17 protein-coding genes are annotated in these 15,769 nt (G+C 59.8%); 4 read left to right on the top strand and 13 right to left on the bottom strand.

The genetic code is table 11. The features are described 5' to 3' along the window. Positions 1 to 7: 7 nt before the first annotated feature. The 4 genes from QEZ52_RS15980 to QEZ52_RS15995 form a co-directional block, all read right to left on the bottom strand. Positions 8 to 529, bottom strand: coding sequence for an N-acetyltransferase family protein (locus QEZ52_RS15980; RefSeq protein ID WP_406645451.1), 522 nt, complete (start codon positions 527 to 529; stop codon positions 8 to 10). After that, positions 526 to 1,128: a VOC family protein gene (locus QEZ52_RS15985; protein WP_406645452.1), complete on the bottom strand. Its 603-nt coding sequence runs from the start codon at positions 1,126 to 1,128 to the stop codon at positions 526 to 528. The genes QEZ52_RS15980 and QEZ52_RS15985 overlap by 4 nt, the downstream gene beginning before the upstream one ends. A gap of 182 nt (positions 1,129 to 1,310) precedes the next feature. Beyond that, positions 1,311 to 3,440 (bottom strand): methylmalonyl-CoA mutase, encoded by a 2,130-nt coding sequence (scpA, locus tag QEZ52_RS15990; protein ID WP_406645453.1) that lies wholly within the window; start codon positions 3,438 to 3,440, stop codon positions 1,311 to 1,313. After that, positions 3,403 to 4,338: a hypothetical protein gene (locus QEZ52_RS15995; RefSeq protein ID WP_406645455.1), complete on the bottom strand. Its 936-nt coding sequence runs from the start codon at positions 4,336 to 4,338 to the stop codon at positions 3,403 to 3,405. Before QEZ52_RS15995 ends, scpA begins: the two co-directional genes overlap by 38 nt. Before the next feature lie 177 nt (positions 4,339 to 4,515). Between QEZ52_RS15995 and QEZ52_RS16000 the strand changes: the two genes are divergently transcribed. Next, positions 4,516 to 4,959, top strand: coding sequence for a DUF4174 domain-containing protein (locus tag QEZ52_RS16000; protein ID WP_406645457.1), 444 nt, complete (start codon positions 4,516 to 4,518; stop codon positions 4,957 to 4,959). Positions 4,960 to 4,963: 4 nt separating this feature from the next. On the opposite strand, the gene QEZ52_RS16005 is transcribed toward QEZ52_RS16000, so the two are convergent. The 8 genes from QEZ52_RS16005 to QEZ52_RS16040 all read right to left on the bottom strand — a co-directional run bounded on the left by QEZ52_RS16005 (position 4,964) and on the right by QEZ52_RS16040 (position 11,870). Then, entirely contained in the window at positions 4,964 to 5,488 is a 525-nt protein-coding gene (locus tag QEZ52_RS16005; RefSeq protein ID WP_406645458.1) for a hypothetical protein, read from the bottom strand. Positions 5,489 to 5,492: 4 nt separating this feature from the next. After that, on the bottom strand, positions 5,493 to 7,538 hold the full coding sequence (locus QEZ52_RS16010; protein ID WP_406645459.1) for an acetyl/propionyl/methylcrotonyl-CoA carboxylase subunit alpha: 2,046 nt from the start codon (positions 7,536 to 7,538) through the stop codon (positions 5,493 to 5,495). 122 nt (positions 7,539 to 7,660) lie between these two features. Further along, positions 7,661 to 7,864 (bottom strand): hypothetical protein, encoded by a 204-nt coding sequence (locus tag QEZ52_RS16015; RefSeq protein WP_406645460.1) that lies wholly within the window; start codon positions 7,862 to 7,864, stop codon positions 7,661 to 7,663. 475 nt (positions 7,865 to 8,339) lie between these two features. Continuing rightward, a complete protein-coding gene (locus QEZ52_RS16020; protein WP_406645461.1) occupies positions 8,340 to 8,696 on the bottom strand; it encodes a hypothetical protein in 357 nt (118 codons plus the stop codon). A gap of 69 nt (positions 8,697 to 8,765) precedes the next feature. Beyond that, on the bottom strand, positions 8,766 to 8,903 hold the full coding sequence (locus QEZ52_RS16025) for a hypothetical protein (protein WP_406645462.1): 138 nt from the start codon (positions 8,901 to 8,903) through the stop codon (positions 8,766 to 8,768). A gap of 226 nt (positions 8,904 to 9,129) precedes the next feature. Further along, positions 9,130 to 9,501 (bottom strand): DUF6497 family protein, encoded by a 372-nt coding sequence (locus QEZ52_RS16030; protein ID WP_406645463.1) that lies wholly within the window; start codon positions 9,499 to 9,501, stop codon positions 9,130 to 9,132. Positions 9,502 to 9,605: 104 nt separating this feature from the next. Beyond that, positions 9,606 to 10,040: a cupin domain-containing protein gene (locus QEZ52_RS16035; protein ID WP_406645464.1), complete on the bottom strand. Its 435-nt coding sequence runs from the start codon at positions 10,038 to 10,040 to the stop codon at positions 9,606 to 9,608. A gap of 297 nt (positions 10,041 to 10,337) precedes the next feature. Further along, a complete protein-coding gene (locus QEZ52_RS16040) occupies positions 10,338 to 11,870 on the bottom strand; it encodes an acyl-CoA carboxylase subunit beta (RefSeq protein ID WP_406645465.1) in 1,533 nt (510 codons plus the stop codon). Between the two features lie 183 nt (positions 11,871 to 12,053). Between QEZ52_RS16040 and QEZ52_RS16045 the strand changes: the two genes are divergently transcribed. The 3 genes from QEZ52_RS16045 (at position 12,054) to QEZ52_RS16055 (ending at position 15,368) form a co-directional block, all read left to right on the top strand. Beyond that, positions 12,054 to 13,265 carry a multidrug effflux MFS transporter gene (locus QEZ52_RS16045; protein ID WP_406650526.1) on the top strand — a complete coding sequence of 404 codons (1,212 nt, stop codon included), beginning with the start codon at positions 12,054 to 12,056 and terminating at the stop codon, positions 13,263 to 13,265. Between the two features lie 70 nt (positions 13,266 to 13,335). Continuing rightward, positions 13,336 to 14,724: a short-chain fatty acyl-CoA regulator family protein gene (locus QEZ52_RS16050; RefSeq protein ID WP_406645466.1), complete on the top strand. Its 1,389-nt coding sequence runs from the start codon at positions 13,336 to 13,338 to the stop codon at positions 14,722 to 14,724. A 92-nt stretch (positions 14,725 to 14,816) separates the two neighbouring features. After that, positions 14,817 to 15,368, top strand: a complete 552-nt coding sequence (locus QEZ52_RS16055) for a DUF4274 domain-containing protein (protein ID WP_406645467.1) — start codon at positions 14,817 to 14,819, stop codon at positions 15,366 to 15,368. A gap of 142 nt (positions 15,369 to 15,510) precedes the next feature. Here the strand turns inward: QEZ52_RS16055 and QEZ52_RS16060 are convergent, their stop codons facing one another. Beyond that, positions 15,511 to 15,750 (bottom strand): YdcH family protein, encoded by a 240-nt coding sequence (locus tag QEZ52_RS16060; RefSeq protein ID WP_406645468.1) that lies wholly within the window; start codon positions 15,748 to 15,750, stop codon positions 15,511 to 15,513. Between the last annotated feature and the right edge of the window lie 19 nt (positions 15,751 to 15,769).

Below are 15,769 nucleotides of genomic sequence, written 5' to 3' on the forward strand. Positions count from 1 at the left end.
TACCACCTTAGCGTGTCGTTGGTGCCGTGTCAGGGGATCCCGGCCCGTGTTCGGATAGAATTTTCTGCATCAAAACCAGATCCAGCCACTGCCCCTGCTTGCATCCAACTTCTGGCAAACGTCCGACGTGGCAATATCCCATTGCCGCATGAAATGCGACCCCCGCCGCATTGGCGCTGCTGATCCCGGCGACCATCACATGTATACCGTCGCCGCGCGCGCGCGATTCCAGCGCCAATAACAATCTGCGCCCCGCGCCCTGCCCCCGTGCAGCCGGGTCCAGATACAGCGAATGTTCGACCGTTTGCACATAGCCCGGTCCAGACCGGAAACTGCCATATCCCGCAAAACCCACAACCTGATCACCTGTCTCGGCCACCAGAAACACCTGACCGCCACGGATCGCACCCGCAACCGCATCGACCTGTCGCTCGACCGTGGTAAAGGTGATCAGACTGTCGCGAATGACCTGATTGTGAATGCAACAGATGGCCTGCGCGTCCGCAGGCCGGGCCGCCCGCAGGATCACCGCAGGACCCGCCGGCCATCTGCGGTGTCAAACGTGGCTTCGAACCCGGCTGGTCCGACTTCGATCACCACCCGCGGATCCCGCAACCCCAACGCAGCGTCCAGGTCTGCCGCCTGTGGATGCGCAACCACCAGATGACGCAAATGACACCCTTGCTGCGTCAACAGAGGGGCCGGATGCGGGCTGTGCCATTCGATCAGGGCGGGGAATGTGTTGTCAAACGGCAGAACCCCGGTGTCCGGCACCGCCATCTGCCAACGCAGATCGCCACGCGCCAACGACAAAGGCTGTCCCGCATCAACCGACATGCCCGCCACCACAGCTGCCAGATCCGTACACCGGCAAATCCAGTTGCACAGGCGCGGTCCCCCCTGGAACCGGTCCAGATCGAACCAACGCGGTGATCTGTGCGGCCGCGCCGTGGGATCGGCTGCAATCGCTTCCAGATACAGCCCGTCCGACACCCCCAAAAGAAAATTATGCGTGCCGAACATCTCGTGGCGCCCGCCCGGCTGCATGGGAACCCCCAGCGCATCCTCCACATGGGCCACTGCCGCTTCCAAACTCTCGCCCGCCACGGCCAGGTGATCGAGTTCCATGTCTCCAAGACCTCCGCGTCCCCGTTTCTGCCAGCTTACCGCGCGCCCGCGCCAGCACAATGAAAAAAGCAGACGCTCCGGTTCCCCAAAAAGCCTGCTTCTTTCTGGTTCAAAATACCTCGGGGGGAACATTGCACCAGCAATGTGGGGGGCAGCGCCCCCCGGTTCCCGGGTACGCCGTTTTACCCCCGCGCGTCGCGGATCAGCTTCAGGATATCCTGGGCCGCCTCGGGGATATTTGTGCCGGGGCCAAAGATCGCCTTGACGCCATTCTGATACAGGAAGTCATAGTCCTGCTGCGGGATCACGCCGCCGCAGATCACGATGATGTCGCCTGCATCATGGTCCTTCAGCGCCTGCACCAACTGCGGAGCCAGGGTCTTGTGTCCGGCCGCCTGGGACGAGATACCGATGACATGCACGTCATTGTCGATGGCATCCTGAGCGGCTTCATCCGGGGTCTGGAACAGCGGACCGACGTCCACATCAAACCCGATGTCGGCGAATGCCGTGGCGATCACCTTGGCCCCCCGGTCGTGGCCATCCTGCCCCATCTTGACCACCAACAGGCGCGGGCGGCGGCCTTCTTCTTCGGCAAAATCCTCGATCGACTTCTGGATCGCGGCAAAGCCTTCGTCGCCCTCATAGGCGGCCCCATAGACGCCGGCCAGCGTTTTGACCTCGGCGCGGTGACGGCCGAATTCCTTTTCCATTGCCATGCTGATTTCTCCAACGGACGCCCGCATACGGGCAGCTTCGACAGCAGCTTCGAGCAGGTTGCCGCCTTCGGTCGTGCGGCGGGTCAACTCGTCCAGAGCAGCCTGACAGGCGGTCTCGTCCCGGTCCGCGCGCATCTGTTCCAGGCGGGCAATCTGTGACTCGCGCACCGCGTGGTTGTCCACATCCAGAATGTCGATCGGGTCTTCGCTTTCCTTGCGGTATTTGTTGACGCCAACAACAACTTCGTCGCCCCGGTCGACCATGGCCTGACGCCGCGCTGCGGATTCTTCGATGCGCAGCTTGGGCATACCGGATTCCACGGCCTTGGTCATGCCGCCCATTTCCTCGACCTCTTCAATCAGGGCCCAGGCCTTTTCGATCAGGTCATTGGTCAGGCTTTCGACATAATACGACCCCGCCAGCGGATCGACCACATTGGTAACGCCGGTCTCTTCCTGCAGCACCAATTGCGTATTGCGGGCGATACGGGCCGAAAAATCGGTGGGCAGCGCAATCGCTTCGTCCAGCGCGTTGGTGTGCAGCGACTGGGTGCCGCCCAGCACCGCCGACATCGCCTCGTATGCGGTGCGGATCACGTTGTTATAGGGATCCTGCTCCTGCAGGCTGACGCCCGAGGTCTGGCAGTGGGTGCGCAGCATCTTGGAGCGTTCGGATTTGGCCCCGAATTCGGTCATGACGCGGTGCCACAGGGTCCGCGCCGCGCGCAGTTTGGCGATTTCCATGAAAAAATTCATGCCAATGGCAAAGAAGAAGGACAGACGCCCGGCGAATTTGTCGACGTCCATGCCGGCATCAATCGCGGCACGCACATATTCGCGACCATCCGCGATGGTATAGGCCAGCTCCTGTACCAGGTTCGCCCCGGCCTCCTGCATGTGATAGCCCGAGATCGAGATCGAATTGAATTTCGGCATCTCGTTGGAGGTGTATTCGATGATGTCTGAAATGATCCGCATCGACGGCGCAGGGGGGTAGATATAGGTGTTGCGGACCATGAATTCCTTCAGAATGTCATTCTGAATGGTGCCTGCGAGCACCGATTTGTCATGGCCCTGCTCTTCACCCGCGACGATAAAGGACGCCAGGACCGGCACCACGGCCCCGTTCATGGTCATCGACACCGACACCTTGTCCAGCGGGATGCCGTCGAACAGGACTTTCATATCCTCTACGCTGTCGATCGCCACGCCGGCCTTGCCCACATCGCCGACCACGCGAGGGTGGTCGCTGTCGTAGCCACGGTGGGTGGCCAGGTCAAAGGCGACCGATACACCCTGCTGACCGGCGGCCAGGTTGCGACGGTAAAAGGCGTTGGATTCCTCGGCCGTGGAAAACCCCGCATATTGGCGGATCGTCCAGGGGCGACCGGCATACATGGTTGCCTTGACGCCCCGGGTGAATGGACCAAACCCGGGCATTGTGCCCATATGTGGCAGATCCTTGGTGTCGTCTTCGGTGTAAAGCGGCTTGACTTCAATCCCTTCCAGCGTGTCCCAGTTGAGATCGTCAACGGCCCGGCCACGCAGCTCTTTTTCAGCCAGTGCCCGCCAATCGTCTGTCTTCGTCGTCATAAGGTCTTCCTCTCGTCAAGTCTGTCCACGGCAGGTTCTGGCCCACCATTTTGTTGTCTGGATCCCGGGCCAGCCGGGCGAGACCATCCGCACCAGCGGTCAGCCACATAAGGTCATCGGCATAGGTTTCGCGCAGCGCCAATTGCTGGCCAGGCGTAAACGGTTGCCAGCGGCCGTCGCCCGCAGGCAGGGCGGCCATTTGTTCGGGGGCAACCAGGCTGCGCAACTCTGGCAGTCGCGGGGTCGCATTGTGCCACAGCCGCGCATGGGTGCGCGGGGCGGGCAGATGGGTCATGGCCTGCAGCTGGGCATCTGGACGCCCCGCATAGGTCTCAAACGGCAACACCCGGATCCGGGCTTCGGGGATGGCACAGGCCACATCGGTGATCACGTCGCGCCAACTGCGCCTGCTGGCGACCAACCGTTTCAATTCTGCCGGAGTCGGCAAGCGTCGCCCCCGGGTCACACTATAGCCCAAGGCCGAGGCCCAGTAGTACTCCAGCGACCGGATCGACAGAACCACATCTGTCACGCGCCCGCCAAAGGCCGCACCGAACCGCGCCATGCGTTCGCCAACACCGCAATACAGGTCCCCCATGCGCAAGTTGGCCCGGACCGACCCCAGCATGTTTTCATCGCTGACAATCAACTGTTGCACGCCCAACCCGGCACAGCGGGTCAGGTTCAATTGGACCCGCCCCTGGGCGCGGCGTTGTTTGTCGCGGCCGGTATTGACGCCCGGCGCGGGGACAATCCCGTTGAACAGACCTGACCGGGTGCGGCGCGGTCCCCAAAACCCGGTGCCCTGCACCCCCAATTGGGTTGCGTTCTGACGCAGATAGTCCTGAAACGTGGTGGTGGCGCAACGGTGCGCCCCGATATGCAGAAAAACATTCATCGCCTTGCCGTTCCTTTGGCGTGGGACCGCAATGGGCGGTCGAGGTGTCTGGAATGGCACGATCATCCCGCGCAATCCCTGACAAAGCGATTAACGTTCAATTTTTCACGACCCCGCCCCAAATCAACGGTCGCATTCCCCGCAACACAGCATATATTCAAAGCGACAGGAGAGATTATGAAACTGCTTCTAGCCTTTGTTTTTACAGCTTTTCTACCGCCTACTCTTGCGGCGCAAGAAACGGTGGAAACCACGCCCCCCGCATTGACCCAACCGGTCGGCGAGAGCGATTTGACTGAATTTTTATGGAAAAACCGGGTCATTGTGGTGTTTGCCGACACCTCCGCCGACCCGCGATTCCACGAACAGTTCGACCGTCTGGCCGATGGTGTGGACATGCTGGCCGAACGGGATGTGATCGTTCTGACCGATACCGACCCTGCGGCCCGCTCTGCCGCGCGCCAGAAACTGCGTCCCCGCGGGTTTTCGCTGGTCGTCATCGACAAGGACGGCGGCGTCAAGCTGCGCAAACCTGCCCCGTGGAGCGTGCGCGAAATCACCCGGTCGATCGACAAATTCCCCTCCCGGATCCAGGAGGTGCGGGAACGTCGTGGCAGCTGAGCCATCAGATGTTCCCCCGCGCATAAAAGATCCGCTCTCCGGCCCGGTCAAGAACCGCCATCACATTGCTGGCCGGGTCAAAGATCAGCATCGCCTGGTCCGAATGCAGCGCCGCCAGATAGGAGCGGGTCAGGGTGTCGTCCATGCACCCTTTGGCCGCGACCCCCGAGGATAAAACCCCCAGCCCCTTGGGCAGATCCGCCGTCATCACCGCTTCGGAGACCAATGTCGGGGTCTGCCCCGAAACATCAAATGCCACCGCGATGTCATGGCCCATCAGCAACAGCCCCTGGCGCACCGATCGTACGGTCTGAACCGGGGCCGACAGGTATTGCGATCCGGTGGCAAACACCCCGGCCGTACATTCCATCGTCGACTGAAAATAGGATGTGGCACCCAGTTCGACCCAGGTGTCCAACTGGGCGCGCACATCAGCTTCGCGATCCATGGCACAGCCCGCCAGCCCCCCAAGGGCCAGCGCCGCCAACCCCCGAAGGGCCGTCAGGCGATATGGCTGTGCCGCAAACATGGGGTTATTCGAACTCCATGATCACTTCGTCAACCGCGAGGCTGTCTCCGGCGCTGGCGTTGATCTTGGAGACCACACCTTTTTTCTCGGCGCGCAGGATGTTTTCCATCTTCATCGCTTCGATGGTGCACAGCGCCTGGCCGTCCTGTACTTCCTGCCCCACTTCGACGTTGATGTTCACCACCAGACCCGGCATCGGGCAGAGCAGCATTTTCGAGGTATCCGGCGGCAGTTTTTCCGGCATCAATTCGGCCAGTTCGGCCTGACGCGGGGTGCGCACGTGCACCTTCATGTCGGCACCACGGCTGCGGATACGGAACCCACCCGGAATCTTGCCGACCTTGAGCACCAGCGGATCCCCATTCACTGACAGGGTCGCCAGCTGATCGCCCGGTGTCCAGTCGCTGGTGACGCGGATTTCGCTGCCATCGGAAAACCTGACGGTCGAGCCGTCTGGATCGGCAGCGATCACAGTGTCAAACCGCTGCCCCTGCAGGGTCACGGCCCAATCGGTGCCGACCTTGCGTTCGTGGTTGTCCATGCGGCCCGACACGCGGGTGCGGCGAATTTCGGCCACCCGGTGCATCGCGGCACAGGCCGCCGCGACATTGCGCAATGTGTCGTCCGGCAGCTCGACGCCAACAAACCCTTCGGGGTATTGTTCTTCGATAAAGGCCGTTGTCATGTCGCCCTTGATAAAGATCGGGTGATCCATCACTGCGCTAAGGAATGGCAGGTTGTGACCGATGCCTTCGACTTCAAAGCTGTCCAGCGCAATACGCATAGCTTCGATTGCCTGATCGCGGGTTGGCGCCCAGGTGCACAGCTTGGCGATCATCGGGTCGTAATACATTGAGATCTCGCCACCTTCATAGACGCCGGTGTCGTTGCGCACCGCAACAGCGCCGGTCGGGGCATCGCCCTGCCATTTGCCATTGATCTGCAATGGACCAGCCGAGATCTCCGCAGGCGGACGATAGCGCGACAGGCGGCCAATCGACGGCAGGAAACCACGATAGGGATCTTCGGCATAGAGACGGTTTTCGATGGCCCAGCCATTCAATTGCACATCGTCCTGGGTGATGGTCAGCTTTTCGCCATTGGCGACGCGGATCATCTGTTCCACCAGATCGACACCGGTGATCAGTTCGGTCACCGGATGTTCCACCTGCAGACGGGTGTTCATTTCCAGGAAATAGAAATTCTTGTCGCCATCAACGATGAATTCAACGGTGCCGGCGCTGGCGTAATCCACGGCGTGGGCCAGAGCGACAGCCTGTTCGCCCATCGCCTTGCGGGTGGCTTCGTCCAGGAAGGGCGACGGCGCTTCTTCGACAACCTTCTGGTTGCGGCGCTGGATCGAACATTCGCGTTCGCCCAGATAGACGCCATTGCCATGGCTGTCGCACAGCACCTGAATTTCGATGTGGCGCGGTTGGGTGACGAATTTCTCGATGAAAATCCGATCATCGCCGAACGAATTGGCGGCTTCGTTCTTGGACGACTGAAACCCTTCGCGGGCCTCTTCGTCATTCCAGGCGATCCGCATCCCTTTGCCGCCACCGCCGGCCGATGCCTTGATCATCACCGGATATCCGACCTCGTTCGAGATCTTGACCGCGTCGTCTGCGTCCTCGATCAGCCCCATGTATCCGGGAACCGTCGAAACGCCCGCCTCCTGGGCGATTTTCTTGGAGGTGATCTTGTCCCCCATCTTTTCGATGGCACCAACAGGGGGGCCGACAAAGGCGACACCCGCGGCGGCCAGCGCCTCGGCAAATTTCGAATTCTCCGACAGGAAGCCATAACCGGGATGAACCGCCTGAGCGCCGGTGGCGCGGATCGCCTCCATCACATTGTCGATCACGATATAGGACTGGTTGGCGGGCGGCGGGCCGATATGTACGGCTTCATCCGCCATTTGCACATGCAACGCCTGTTTATCGGCATCCGAATAGATGGCAACGGTTTTGATGCCCATCTTGCGCGCGGTTTTGATAACCCGGCAGGCGATCTCGCCCCGGTTGGCAATCAGGATCTTGTCAAACATCAGCAGTCCTTTGGTTTGGTGTTTCGCAACGCAAAACGCCGCCCGCAGCCCGAAGGCCACGACCGGCGTTGCGCATGATGTAAAGCGACCCGCGACGGGGCCGTGTGATCAAAGCAGCGCGATCAGCACTTGCTTGGGTTTTCCGCGCAATAGATGACATTGGCAGCCGCGCCGACCGCGGCACCCGCAACCAGGTTGCCATCCAGCAGAGCCGATCCAACGACCCCAGCCCCTGCGCCATACAGCGCCTGTTCACCCGTGGTGTCGCCACATGCGCCCAGCGCGCCGAGCAACCCAACAAGGGCGCAAATTCTAAATGTGTGCATCCTGCCCATCCTTTTGTCTTATTGACTGTCGATGGGGTGGAGAGACGGTGAATTGTCGTCGCGGTCAAGCCGTCGCACACATCTGACGATGAATGCGCAGATCCTTGCTCACCTGGCAACACATTGAAAAAATACAAAAAAATGGGCAGGTCACAGGACGTCCTGTGCACCTGCCCATCCAGGCATAGGGTACGGAATAGATGGTCACAAAAGGTGGCCGCAGGAGTGCTGCCCCCTTTCAACGCGACGTTGCCCCAGGTTTTTGGGGGTTCCAAGCGGCGCGATACAGACACCGGGAATTGAGCCGGTTCTTGCCATTTTGCAAAACGACGAGGCGAAAAGGTGCCGACCTTTGCGCGGGTGGCAGAATCCCGCCGCCCGCGCAAAGCGCCAGAAGAGGTCGCACCTGCGCCGCACGGGTTACCCCGCGCGATCCGGTCCCCAAACGGGGCCTGATATGCGACCGACCCGTGCATCACCAACGGGTCCCTTCGAAGACGTCGGGAAAGGACGCACGGGCAATATCGACGTCGATGACCAGCAGGGCGTCATAGCTTGCAGGATCAAACGGATCCTCGGCCGCGACGACTTCGCGCCCGAACAGCCAGCTCAGCCGGCCGGCATCCAGATTACCCCGTTCAAAGGGCTGGTCGCCAAATTGTTCCCAAAGGGCCTGCATGAACCCGGCGTCTGCACGACGATCGGCCGGGCGTCGATCAGACCGCCGTTCCCGCCGGGTCAACGGTGTCACCCCTTTGGGGTTGGGTCTGCGAATAACGAATTGAAAGTCGGTACCGGGCAAACGGCCCGGGAATCCACGATGTTTGATCATGAGCGCGCCTCCGACCCGGCACGCTGCGCGGCAGAAGGGGCCGGCCGCAGGGCCGGGCCCCAAATGTTCTTACTTGAGTTTGCCGGTGTATGTCGGCTCGACCGAAATCGGCTCGACAATGACAAATTCTTCCTGAGGGCTGTTGTCGCACGCTGCGACGCCGGCCACCAATGCAACCATTGCAAGTAGTTTGATGCTCTTAGACATTGCTGTCTCCTGACTAATGTTTCGAAACCTGCAGGGGTTTTGCCCCCCGCTTGCCTCAACCTCGAGGTTACGGTTGCTCGTTGACAACCGGATCCAATAATAGTCGAAAACATGTCGAATTCATATCCGCTGTGGGTCAAATCGGTGGCCATGGCGCGCGGATGTGGTGCAGAAGCCTCAACCCCCGTATGAGGTGAAGATCGAACCGCAAGATGTTGTGGCTGCATCAGAACTCCTCCCAGATACAGCCAGCCGGATCCGGCTGATAGGCTTCGAAATACTGGGTCGCGGCGGGGTTTTTGGTGCCAAAGGGGACAACCTGGTCGGAAAAGGAAATGACCACACGCGCCGCGTCGATGTTGTGATGTGTCAGATACGGCAGCGCCAGCGACTCGCACAGGTGATCCATATCGGGGCCAACCTGATCACTGGCAACTGACCCGCCATCGCGCGCGATCTGAGGCGCGACAAAACGGAACCGGACCCACAGCTCGCCGGGGGCCTTGTCCAACAGCACTTCGTTCAGGGTAACGGTCTGCCCCGAAGGCACGGCAATATCAGCCGCGGCGGCCATGCCGGCAAAAACCAGAACCGACACAGCAAAACCGCAGCCCCGACCCCACCACGAATGGCAAGCTCCTCCTGCCGGGGCTGCAGGCGCAGCGCAATTTGCGCGCGCTGTTCTATGCCGGTCTGGGCGGATCATGGCGCGGTTTCATCCTGTGTGTCAAATGTTGCGGGCGAAATGATCTCGATCAGCTCCATATCGTCGGAATGGCGCAGCTCGCGATGTTTGATGCCAGGGGGTTGCAGCACACAGGATCCCGCGCGCAGCATCTGTTCCCCCTGCCCTTCGTATTCAAAGACCACCCAGCCTTTGGTCACATAAACCATCTGGAAATCCAGCGCGTGGGAATGCCAGGCACCGGGGCTTTCCATACCCGGAACGGCTCGGATCACATGGGCACCGAATTTGCCCTGGGTCGCAGCGTCGATGCCCAGATCCCGATACTGGAAAAACGCCCGCAACCCATCGCCCACAAACGGAGAGTTATCCGCATGGGAGATGGTGAAGGCCTGATTTTTCCAAATCGGCTTTTGAGGTTTCTTTCGCCAATGCTCTCTGACGAGAACCATTTCGACGACCTCCTCAGCAGGAGTATTCGATCGAACTTCAAGAAACTCCTTGGGTAGGTACTCCCCACGAATTCCCCAAAAGCCTCGATCCAGGTGTTCGAACAAGTCCGCAGAACGAAAGTTTTCTGAATCGCTAGAGTGATCTTCGATTGTGCGTCGAACTGTTGCTTTCCACTCCCTCGTCAGGTCACGTGCAGTGGTTCGTTCGATGAACAAGTAGAGTTCATCATAGCGTGCAGCGCCGCCTAGCGATCGCATCGCACGCAAAATCTCTTCCTTCCACTGCACGTTCTTACCTCACAACGGAATGTTGTCGTGTTTCTTCCACGGGTTCTTCAGCGACTTGTTGCGGAGGCTGGCGAACGCGCGTGATACACGGCGGCGGGTGGATTTGGGCTGGATCACCTCGTCGATAAAGCCCTTTTCAGCAGCCACAAACGGGTTGGCGAACCGGTCCTCGTAATCGGCTGTGTGCGCCGCGATCTTGTCCGCATCGGCCAGATCGGCACGGTGGATGATCTCGGTCGCGCCCTTGGCGCCCATCACCGCGATTTCCGCTGTGGGCCAGGCATAGTTGAAGTCGCCACGCAGGTGTTTGGACGCCATCACGTCATAGGCCCCACCGTATGCCTTGCGGGTGATCACGGTGACTTTTGGCACGGTGGCTTCGCCATAGGCAAACAACAGCTTTGCACCGTGTTTGATGACGCCGCCATATTCCTGACCGGTCCCGGGCAAAAAGCCGGGCACATCCACAAACGTCAGGATCGGGATTTCGAAACAGTCACAGAACCGCACGAACCGTGCCGCCTTGCGCGAACTGTCGATGTCCAGACAGCCGGCCAGCACCATCGGCTGGTTGGCGACAATGCCCACGGTCTGCCCTTCGAGCCGGATGAAACCGGTGATGATGTTCTTGGCGAAATCTTCCTGGATTTCGTAGAAGTCACCCTCATCCGCCACTTTGGTGATGAGTTCCTTCATGTCATAAGGCGTGTTTGGATTTGATGGGATCAGCGTGTCCAGGCTGTCCTCGATCCGGCCCGGTTCATCAAAGAACGGACGCACCGGCGGTTTTTCGCGATTGTTCAGCGGCAGGAAATCCACCAGGCGGCGCACTTCGGCCAAGGCTTCGACATCGTTTTCAAACGCGCCGTCGGCGACGCTCGATTTCTTGGTGTGGGTCGAAGCGCCCCCCAGTTCTTCGGCGGTGACGACTTCGTTGGTGACGGTTTTCACAACGTCAGGGCCGGTCACGAACATGTAAGAGGTGTCTTTGACCATGAAAATAAAATCGGTCATCGCGGGGGAATAAACCGCGCCACCGGCGCAGGGCCCCATGATAACGCTGATCTGCGGCACTACGCCACTGGCCATGATGTTGCGCTGGAACACTTCGGCGTATCCGGCAAGCGATGCAACGCCTTCCTGGATTCGCGCACCGCCCGAGTCGTTGATGCCGATCACAGGCGCGCCATTCTGCACCGCCATATCCATAATCTTGCAGATCTTCTGGGCGTGGGTTTCCGACAACGAGCCACCGAACACGGTAAAGTCCTGGGAAAAGACATAGACCATACGACCATTGATCGTGCCCCAGCCAGTGACAACGCCATCACCCGCAGGCTTTTGTTTTTCCATACCAAAATCGGTACAGCGGTGCGACACGAACATGTCGAACTCTTCAAAGCTGTCTTCGTCCAGCAGCAGCTCGATCCGTTCGCGGGCCGTCAGCTTGCCGCGCCCATGCTGTGCGTCGATGCGTCGTTGTCCGCCGCCCAGCCGCGCGTCGTTGCGGCGATCTTCCAGCTCGGAAAGGATGTCTTTCATGGCGTAAACCCTCTGTTGAATTTTGCCGGACCATATAGCGTCCCGGGGTTTCACCAAAGGAGATTTCGGCAAATTTGCAAAGTGATGCAAAATATTAGAATGCTAATTGTAAATTAGCTAATAAGTTGTCTTATTGCCTGGCTGGAATGGACACGCGCGATGACAAGGCATAAGTGCGACAATATGGATGCACCAGCCAACCGCTTTCTCAGCCGAAAGGGACCGCCGCATATTGCGACGCTGATCCTGTTGTCCGGGATGTCGGCGCTGGCAATGAACATCTTTCTCCCCTCTCTGCCCGGCATGGCCGCATATTTTCAGGCCGATTACCGATTGCTGCAGATGTCTGTCGCGATCTATCTGGCGATGAATGCCATCTTGCAAACCCTGATCGGTCCGGTGGCTGACATGATGGGTCGCCGGCCTGTCATTCTGGGTGGGTTGGTTCTGTTTCTGCTGGCGACACTGGGCTGTGTTCTGGCCCCGACGGCCGAAATCTTTCTGGTGTTTCGCATGGCGCAGGCCATCGTTGCGGTCGCCATGGTGCTGAGCCGCGCCGCGGTGCGTGACATGTTCCCCCCGGATCAGGCCGCCAGCATGATTGGCTATGTCACCATGGGCATGGCCGTGGTGCCTATGCTCGGGCCCGCCCTGGGCGGATTTCTGGAACAGATCTTTGGCTGGAAGGCCAACTTTTGGCTGCTGTTCGTGCTGGGCGGGATGGCGCTGGCGTTGACCTGGCTCGACTTTGGCGAAACCAAACACAAAAGCGGGCTAACATTGGTCCAGCAGTTTCGCGAATATCCCGAGCTGCTGCGCTCGCCCCGGTTCTGGGGCTATTCCATGACCGTTGGCCTGTCATCTGGTGCGTTTTTTGCCTATCTCGGCGGCGCGCCATATGTGGGCAGCGAAGTCTATGGGCTGGAACCGGCAAAGCTGGGCGTGTTCTTTGGCGCGCCAGCTGCGGGCTATGTTCTGGGCAATTTCATCTCGGGTCGGTTTTCCGTCCGGTTCGGGATCAACCGCATGGTGCACGGCGGTTGCTGGATCAACATGCTGGGCGTCGCCGTGTCCGTTATCCTGACAGCGCTGGGGCTGAGCAGTGTCTACACCTTCTTTGGTCTGATGACGTTGGTGGGGCTGGGCAATGGCATGACCATCCCCAATGCGACCGCCGGTGCGTTGTCGGTGCGCCCGCACCTGGCAGGTACCGCGTCGGGGCTGAGCGGGTCGATCATGTTGGGTCTTGGTGCAGCATTGAGCGCGCTGGCAGGCGCGGTATTGCCGGATGGGTCCGGCCCAATGCCCCTGCTGATCGTCATGCTGGTCACCGCGGTGGCGGCGCTGTTGTCGATCCTGCTGGTCATTCGGCGCGAACGCACGCTGGGGCTGTAACCGCTGCCCTTGCTCAGAGCAGTTTGCAATTCTACAATGACCCAATCATGAATTTGCAAAGACCCCTCTGATGGCCACACAGAAACTCTATGCCGGTGCCAAGCTGCGCGAGATGCGCAACCGGTTGACCCTGACGCAAAAGGACTTTGCCGCCAAACTGGGCGTGTCCTTGCCCTATCTGAACCAGATGGAAAACAACAACCGGCCGGTGTCGACCACTGTGGTTCTGGCGCTGGCGCAGGAATTCGGGCTGGATGTGACCGAACTGTCCACAGGGGACAGTGAACGTCTGGTGTCGGACATGCGCGAAGCGCTGGCCGATCCGATTTTTGCCGAAACCATGCCGCCATTGGCGGATCTGCGGCTGACCGCATCAAATGCCCCCGCGTTGGCGCGGGCGTTTATCGAATTGCACCGCGCCTATCGCCAGACCCACGAACGCCTGGCCTCGCTGGACGAGGCGCTGGGGCGCGAAGATGCCCGCATTCAGGCCAGCCCATGGGAGGAGGTGCGCGACTTTTTCCACTATTGCGACAACTATATCGACGCCGTGGACCACGCCGCCGAGAGCTTTGCCGCGCAGGGCGATGTTCGGCTCAGGGCGCTGGAATCGCTACGCGCCGCCGGGATCACCGTGGAATACACCGATATGGCGCAGATGCGGATTTATGATGGTGAGACCCGGACCCTGCATCTGTCGACGCGCACGGTCCCCCAGACCCAATTGTTCCAGCTGTTGCTGCAACTGGCCCTGTTGCGCCAGGACAAGCTGTTGGAGGCGACATTGGATTTCGCCCGGTTCTATAGCGAAGAGGCCCGCGCTATCGCCAAGATTGGCTTGGCCAATTATTTCGCGGGGGCTGCAATCATGCCCTATGGAAAATTCCTGAGCGCCGCGCAGGAATGCCGCCATGACCTTGAGCTGCTCTCGACCCGCTTTGGCGCGTCGATCGAACAGATCGCGCACCGCCTGTCGACCCTGCAACGCCCCGGAGCCAAAGGGATTCCGTTCTTTTTTGTCCGCGTGGATCAGGCTGGCACCATCACCAAACGCCATTCGGCCACCCGGTTGCAATTTGCCCGTTTTGGCGGTGCCTGCCCGTTGTGGAACGTACATCAGGCCTTTGAAACGCCGGGGCGCTTCCTGCGCCAGTTGGCCGAAACACCCGACGGTGTGCGCTATATCTCGTTGGCGCGGGATGTGTCGAAAACCGGCGGTGCATATGGATCCCCGGTGCGCCGTTATGCCATCGCCCTGGGCTGCGAAGTGCGCCATGCAGATCTGCTGGTCTATGCTGACAACCTGGATGTGGGCAATGCCAACGCCTATGAGCCCATCGGGATCTCGTGCCGGATATGCGAACGCAAGACCTGCCACCAGCGGTCTGTTCCCCCGCTGGAACGCCGCCTGACGATCAACACCGACGAACGCGGTGTGCTGCCCTATCAGGTCAGTTAAGGCATTTGCAGCTTGTGTCGGGTCCCTGAACCGGTCAGACCGACCTCAAACTTAACAGTTGTTTACGGTTTCTGGCCGTGAAAGGGATATTGATGAAGTATATGGATGCCTTGATGAAGTGGTGGGCTGACCCTGAAACCATTGTTATCCCGGCTGGCCAAGACAACCGTGTCATTGATTGGCTGGACCAGCAGAATGCAGACACCTGGCATCAGGTCGTGATGTCCTGGAACTATGATCATGGGTCCAAGGTTCTGTCCTGGATGTTGCAACAGGACAGATGTGACCAAGGCACCGCCGCCCAGGTTTTTCTGGTAGAGGGGGACGGTCACTGGCTGTGGGATGCGCTGGCCGATCCCAACAAACCCCAGGATGACTCCCATGTGTGCAGCGTCATCCTGAAGAACTGGGACCGCTACAAAACCGCAGACCTGCAACCCAAACACCGCGGTATCTCGGACAGGCTGATCGCACTGGTCGAGGAAAAGGGCAATCAGGGCCGGTACGCGAATACAGCTTTGCAGGACATCATGCGGTATACCGGCAAACGCCAGGCCGCATCGAGATTCGGATCAGAGGACGGTCAAATCGTGGTTGCGCTGGAGCATTGGGCGCACGCCAAGGGGATCGAAATAACGGCATAGGAGATACGACACGACAGGATGCCCCAGCAGTTGGCCGTGCGCATCGCGCGCAGAGCGGCAGACCGGTCATGACCCTGCGACATCCCCACAAAAAAGGGCACCAGCGGTGCCCTTTGTCATCGCTTCCCGGATCGGGTCCGGCTCAGGACTTGGACAGAATTCCCCAGATTTCGTCCTTGAGAGCGGCCCGTTTCTTGCGCAGGTCGACCTCGGCCAGTTCTTCGATCGGCTCCACATTGGTTTCAGCCCGGTGCACGGCGCGGTTGATCTCGTGATATTCTTCCGAAAGCTTGGCGAAATGGGCATCGGATTGTTTCAGCGCGCTGATGGCGTCGACTTTATCCGGGAATTCTTCGGCCAGCTCGTGGGGGGTGTGGGACATTGCTGTTCGCTCCTTCTTT

Origin of the sequence: Aliisedimentitalea scapharcae, from assembly GCF_045277565.1 — a bacterium.
GTDB classification, from domain to species: domain Bacteria; phylum Pseudomonadota; class Alphaproteobacteria; order Rhodobacterales; family Rhodobacteraceae; genus Aliisedimentitalea; species Aliisedimentitalea scapharcae.

Excerpts from the sequence above, each read along its gene's own strand:
- QEZ52_RS16035 (WP_406645464.1), bottom strand. The coding sequence starts at position 10,040 with ATGGTTCTCGTCAGAGAGCATTGGCGAAAGAAACCTCAAAAGCCGATT.
- QEZ52_RS16010 (WP_406645459.1), bottom strand. The coding sequence starts at position 7,538 with ATGTTTGACAAGATCCTGATTGCCAACCGGGGCGAGATCGCCTGCCGG.
- QEZ52_RS16000 (WP_406645457.1), top strand. The coding sequence starts at position 4,516 with ATGAAACTGCTTCTAGCCTTTGTTTTTACAGCTTTTCTACCGCCTACT.
- QEZ52_RS16060 (WP_406645468.1), bottom strand. The coding sequence starts at position 15,750 with ATGTCCCACACCCCCCACGAGCTGGCCGAAGAATTCCCGGATAAAGTC.
- QEZ52_RS16040 (WP_406645465.1), bottom strand. The coding sequence starts at position 11,870 with ATGAAAGACATCCTTTCCGAGCTGGAAGATCGCCGCAACGACGCGCGG.
- QEZ52_RS16055 (WP_406645467.1), top strand. The coding sequence starts at position 14,817 with ATGAAGTATATGGATGCCTTGATGAAGTGGTGGGCTGACCCTGAAACC.
- QEZ52_RS16025 (WP_406645462.1), bottom strand. The coding sequence starts at position 8,903 with ATGTCTAAGAGCATCAAACTACTTGCAATGGTTGCATTGGTGGCCGGC.
- QEZ52_RS16045 (WP_406650526.1), top strand. The coding sequence starts at position 12,054 with ATGGATGCACCAGCCAACCGCTTTCTCAGCCGAAAGGGACCGCCGCAT.
- QEZ52_RS15985 (WP_406645452.1), bottom strand. The coding sequence starts at position 1,128 with ATGGAACTCGATCACCTGGCCGTGGCGGGCGAGAGTTTGGAAGCGGCA.
- scpA (WP_406645453.1), bottom strand. The coding sequence starts at position 3,440 with ATGACGACGAAGACAGACGATTGGCGGGCACTGGCTGAAAAAGAGCTG.
- QEZ52_RS16050 (WP_406645466.1), top strand. The coding sequence starts at position 13,336 with ATGGCCACACAGAAACTCTATGCCGGTGCCAAGCTGCGCGAGATGCGC.
- QEZ52_RS15995 (WP_406645455.1), bottom strand. The coding sequence starts at position 4,338 with ATGAATGTTTTTCTGCATATCGGGGCGCACCGTTGCGCCACCACCACG.
- QEZ52_RS16005 (WP_406645458.1), bottom strand. The coding sequence starts at position 5,488 with ATGTTTGCGGCACAGCCATATCGCCTGACGGCCCTTCGGGGGTTGGCG.
- QEZ52_RS16020 (WP_406645461.1), bottom strand. The coding sequence starts at position 8,696 with ATGATCAAACATCGTGGATTCCCGGGCCGTTTGCCCGGTACCGACTTT.
- QEZ52_RS16015 (WP_406645460.1), bottom strand. The coding sequence starts at position 7,864 with ATGCACACATTTAGAATTTGCGCCCTTGTTGGGTTGCTCGGCGCGCTG.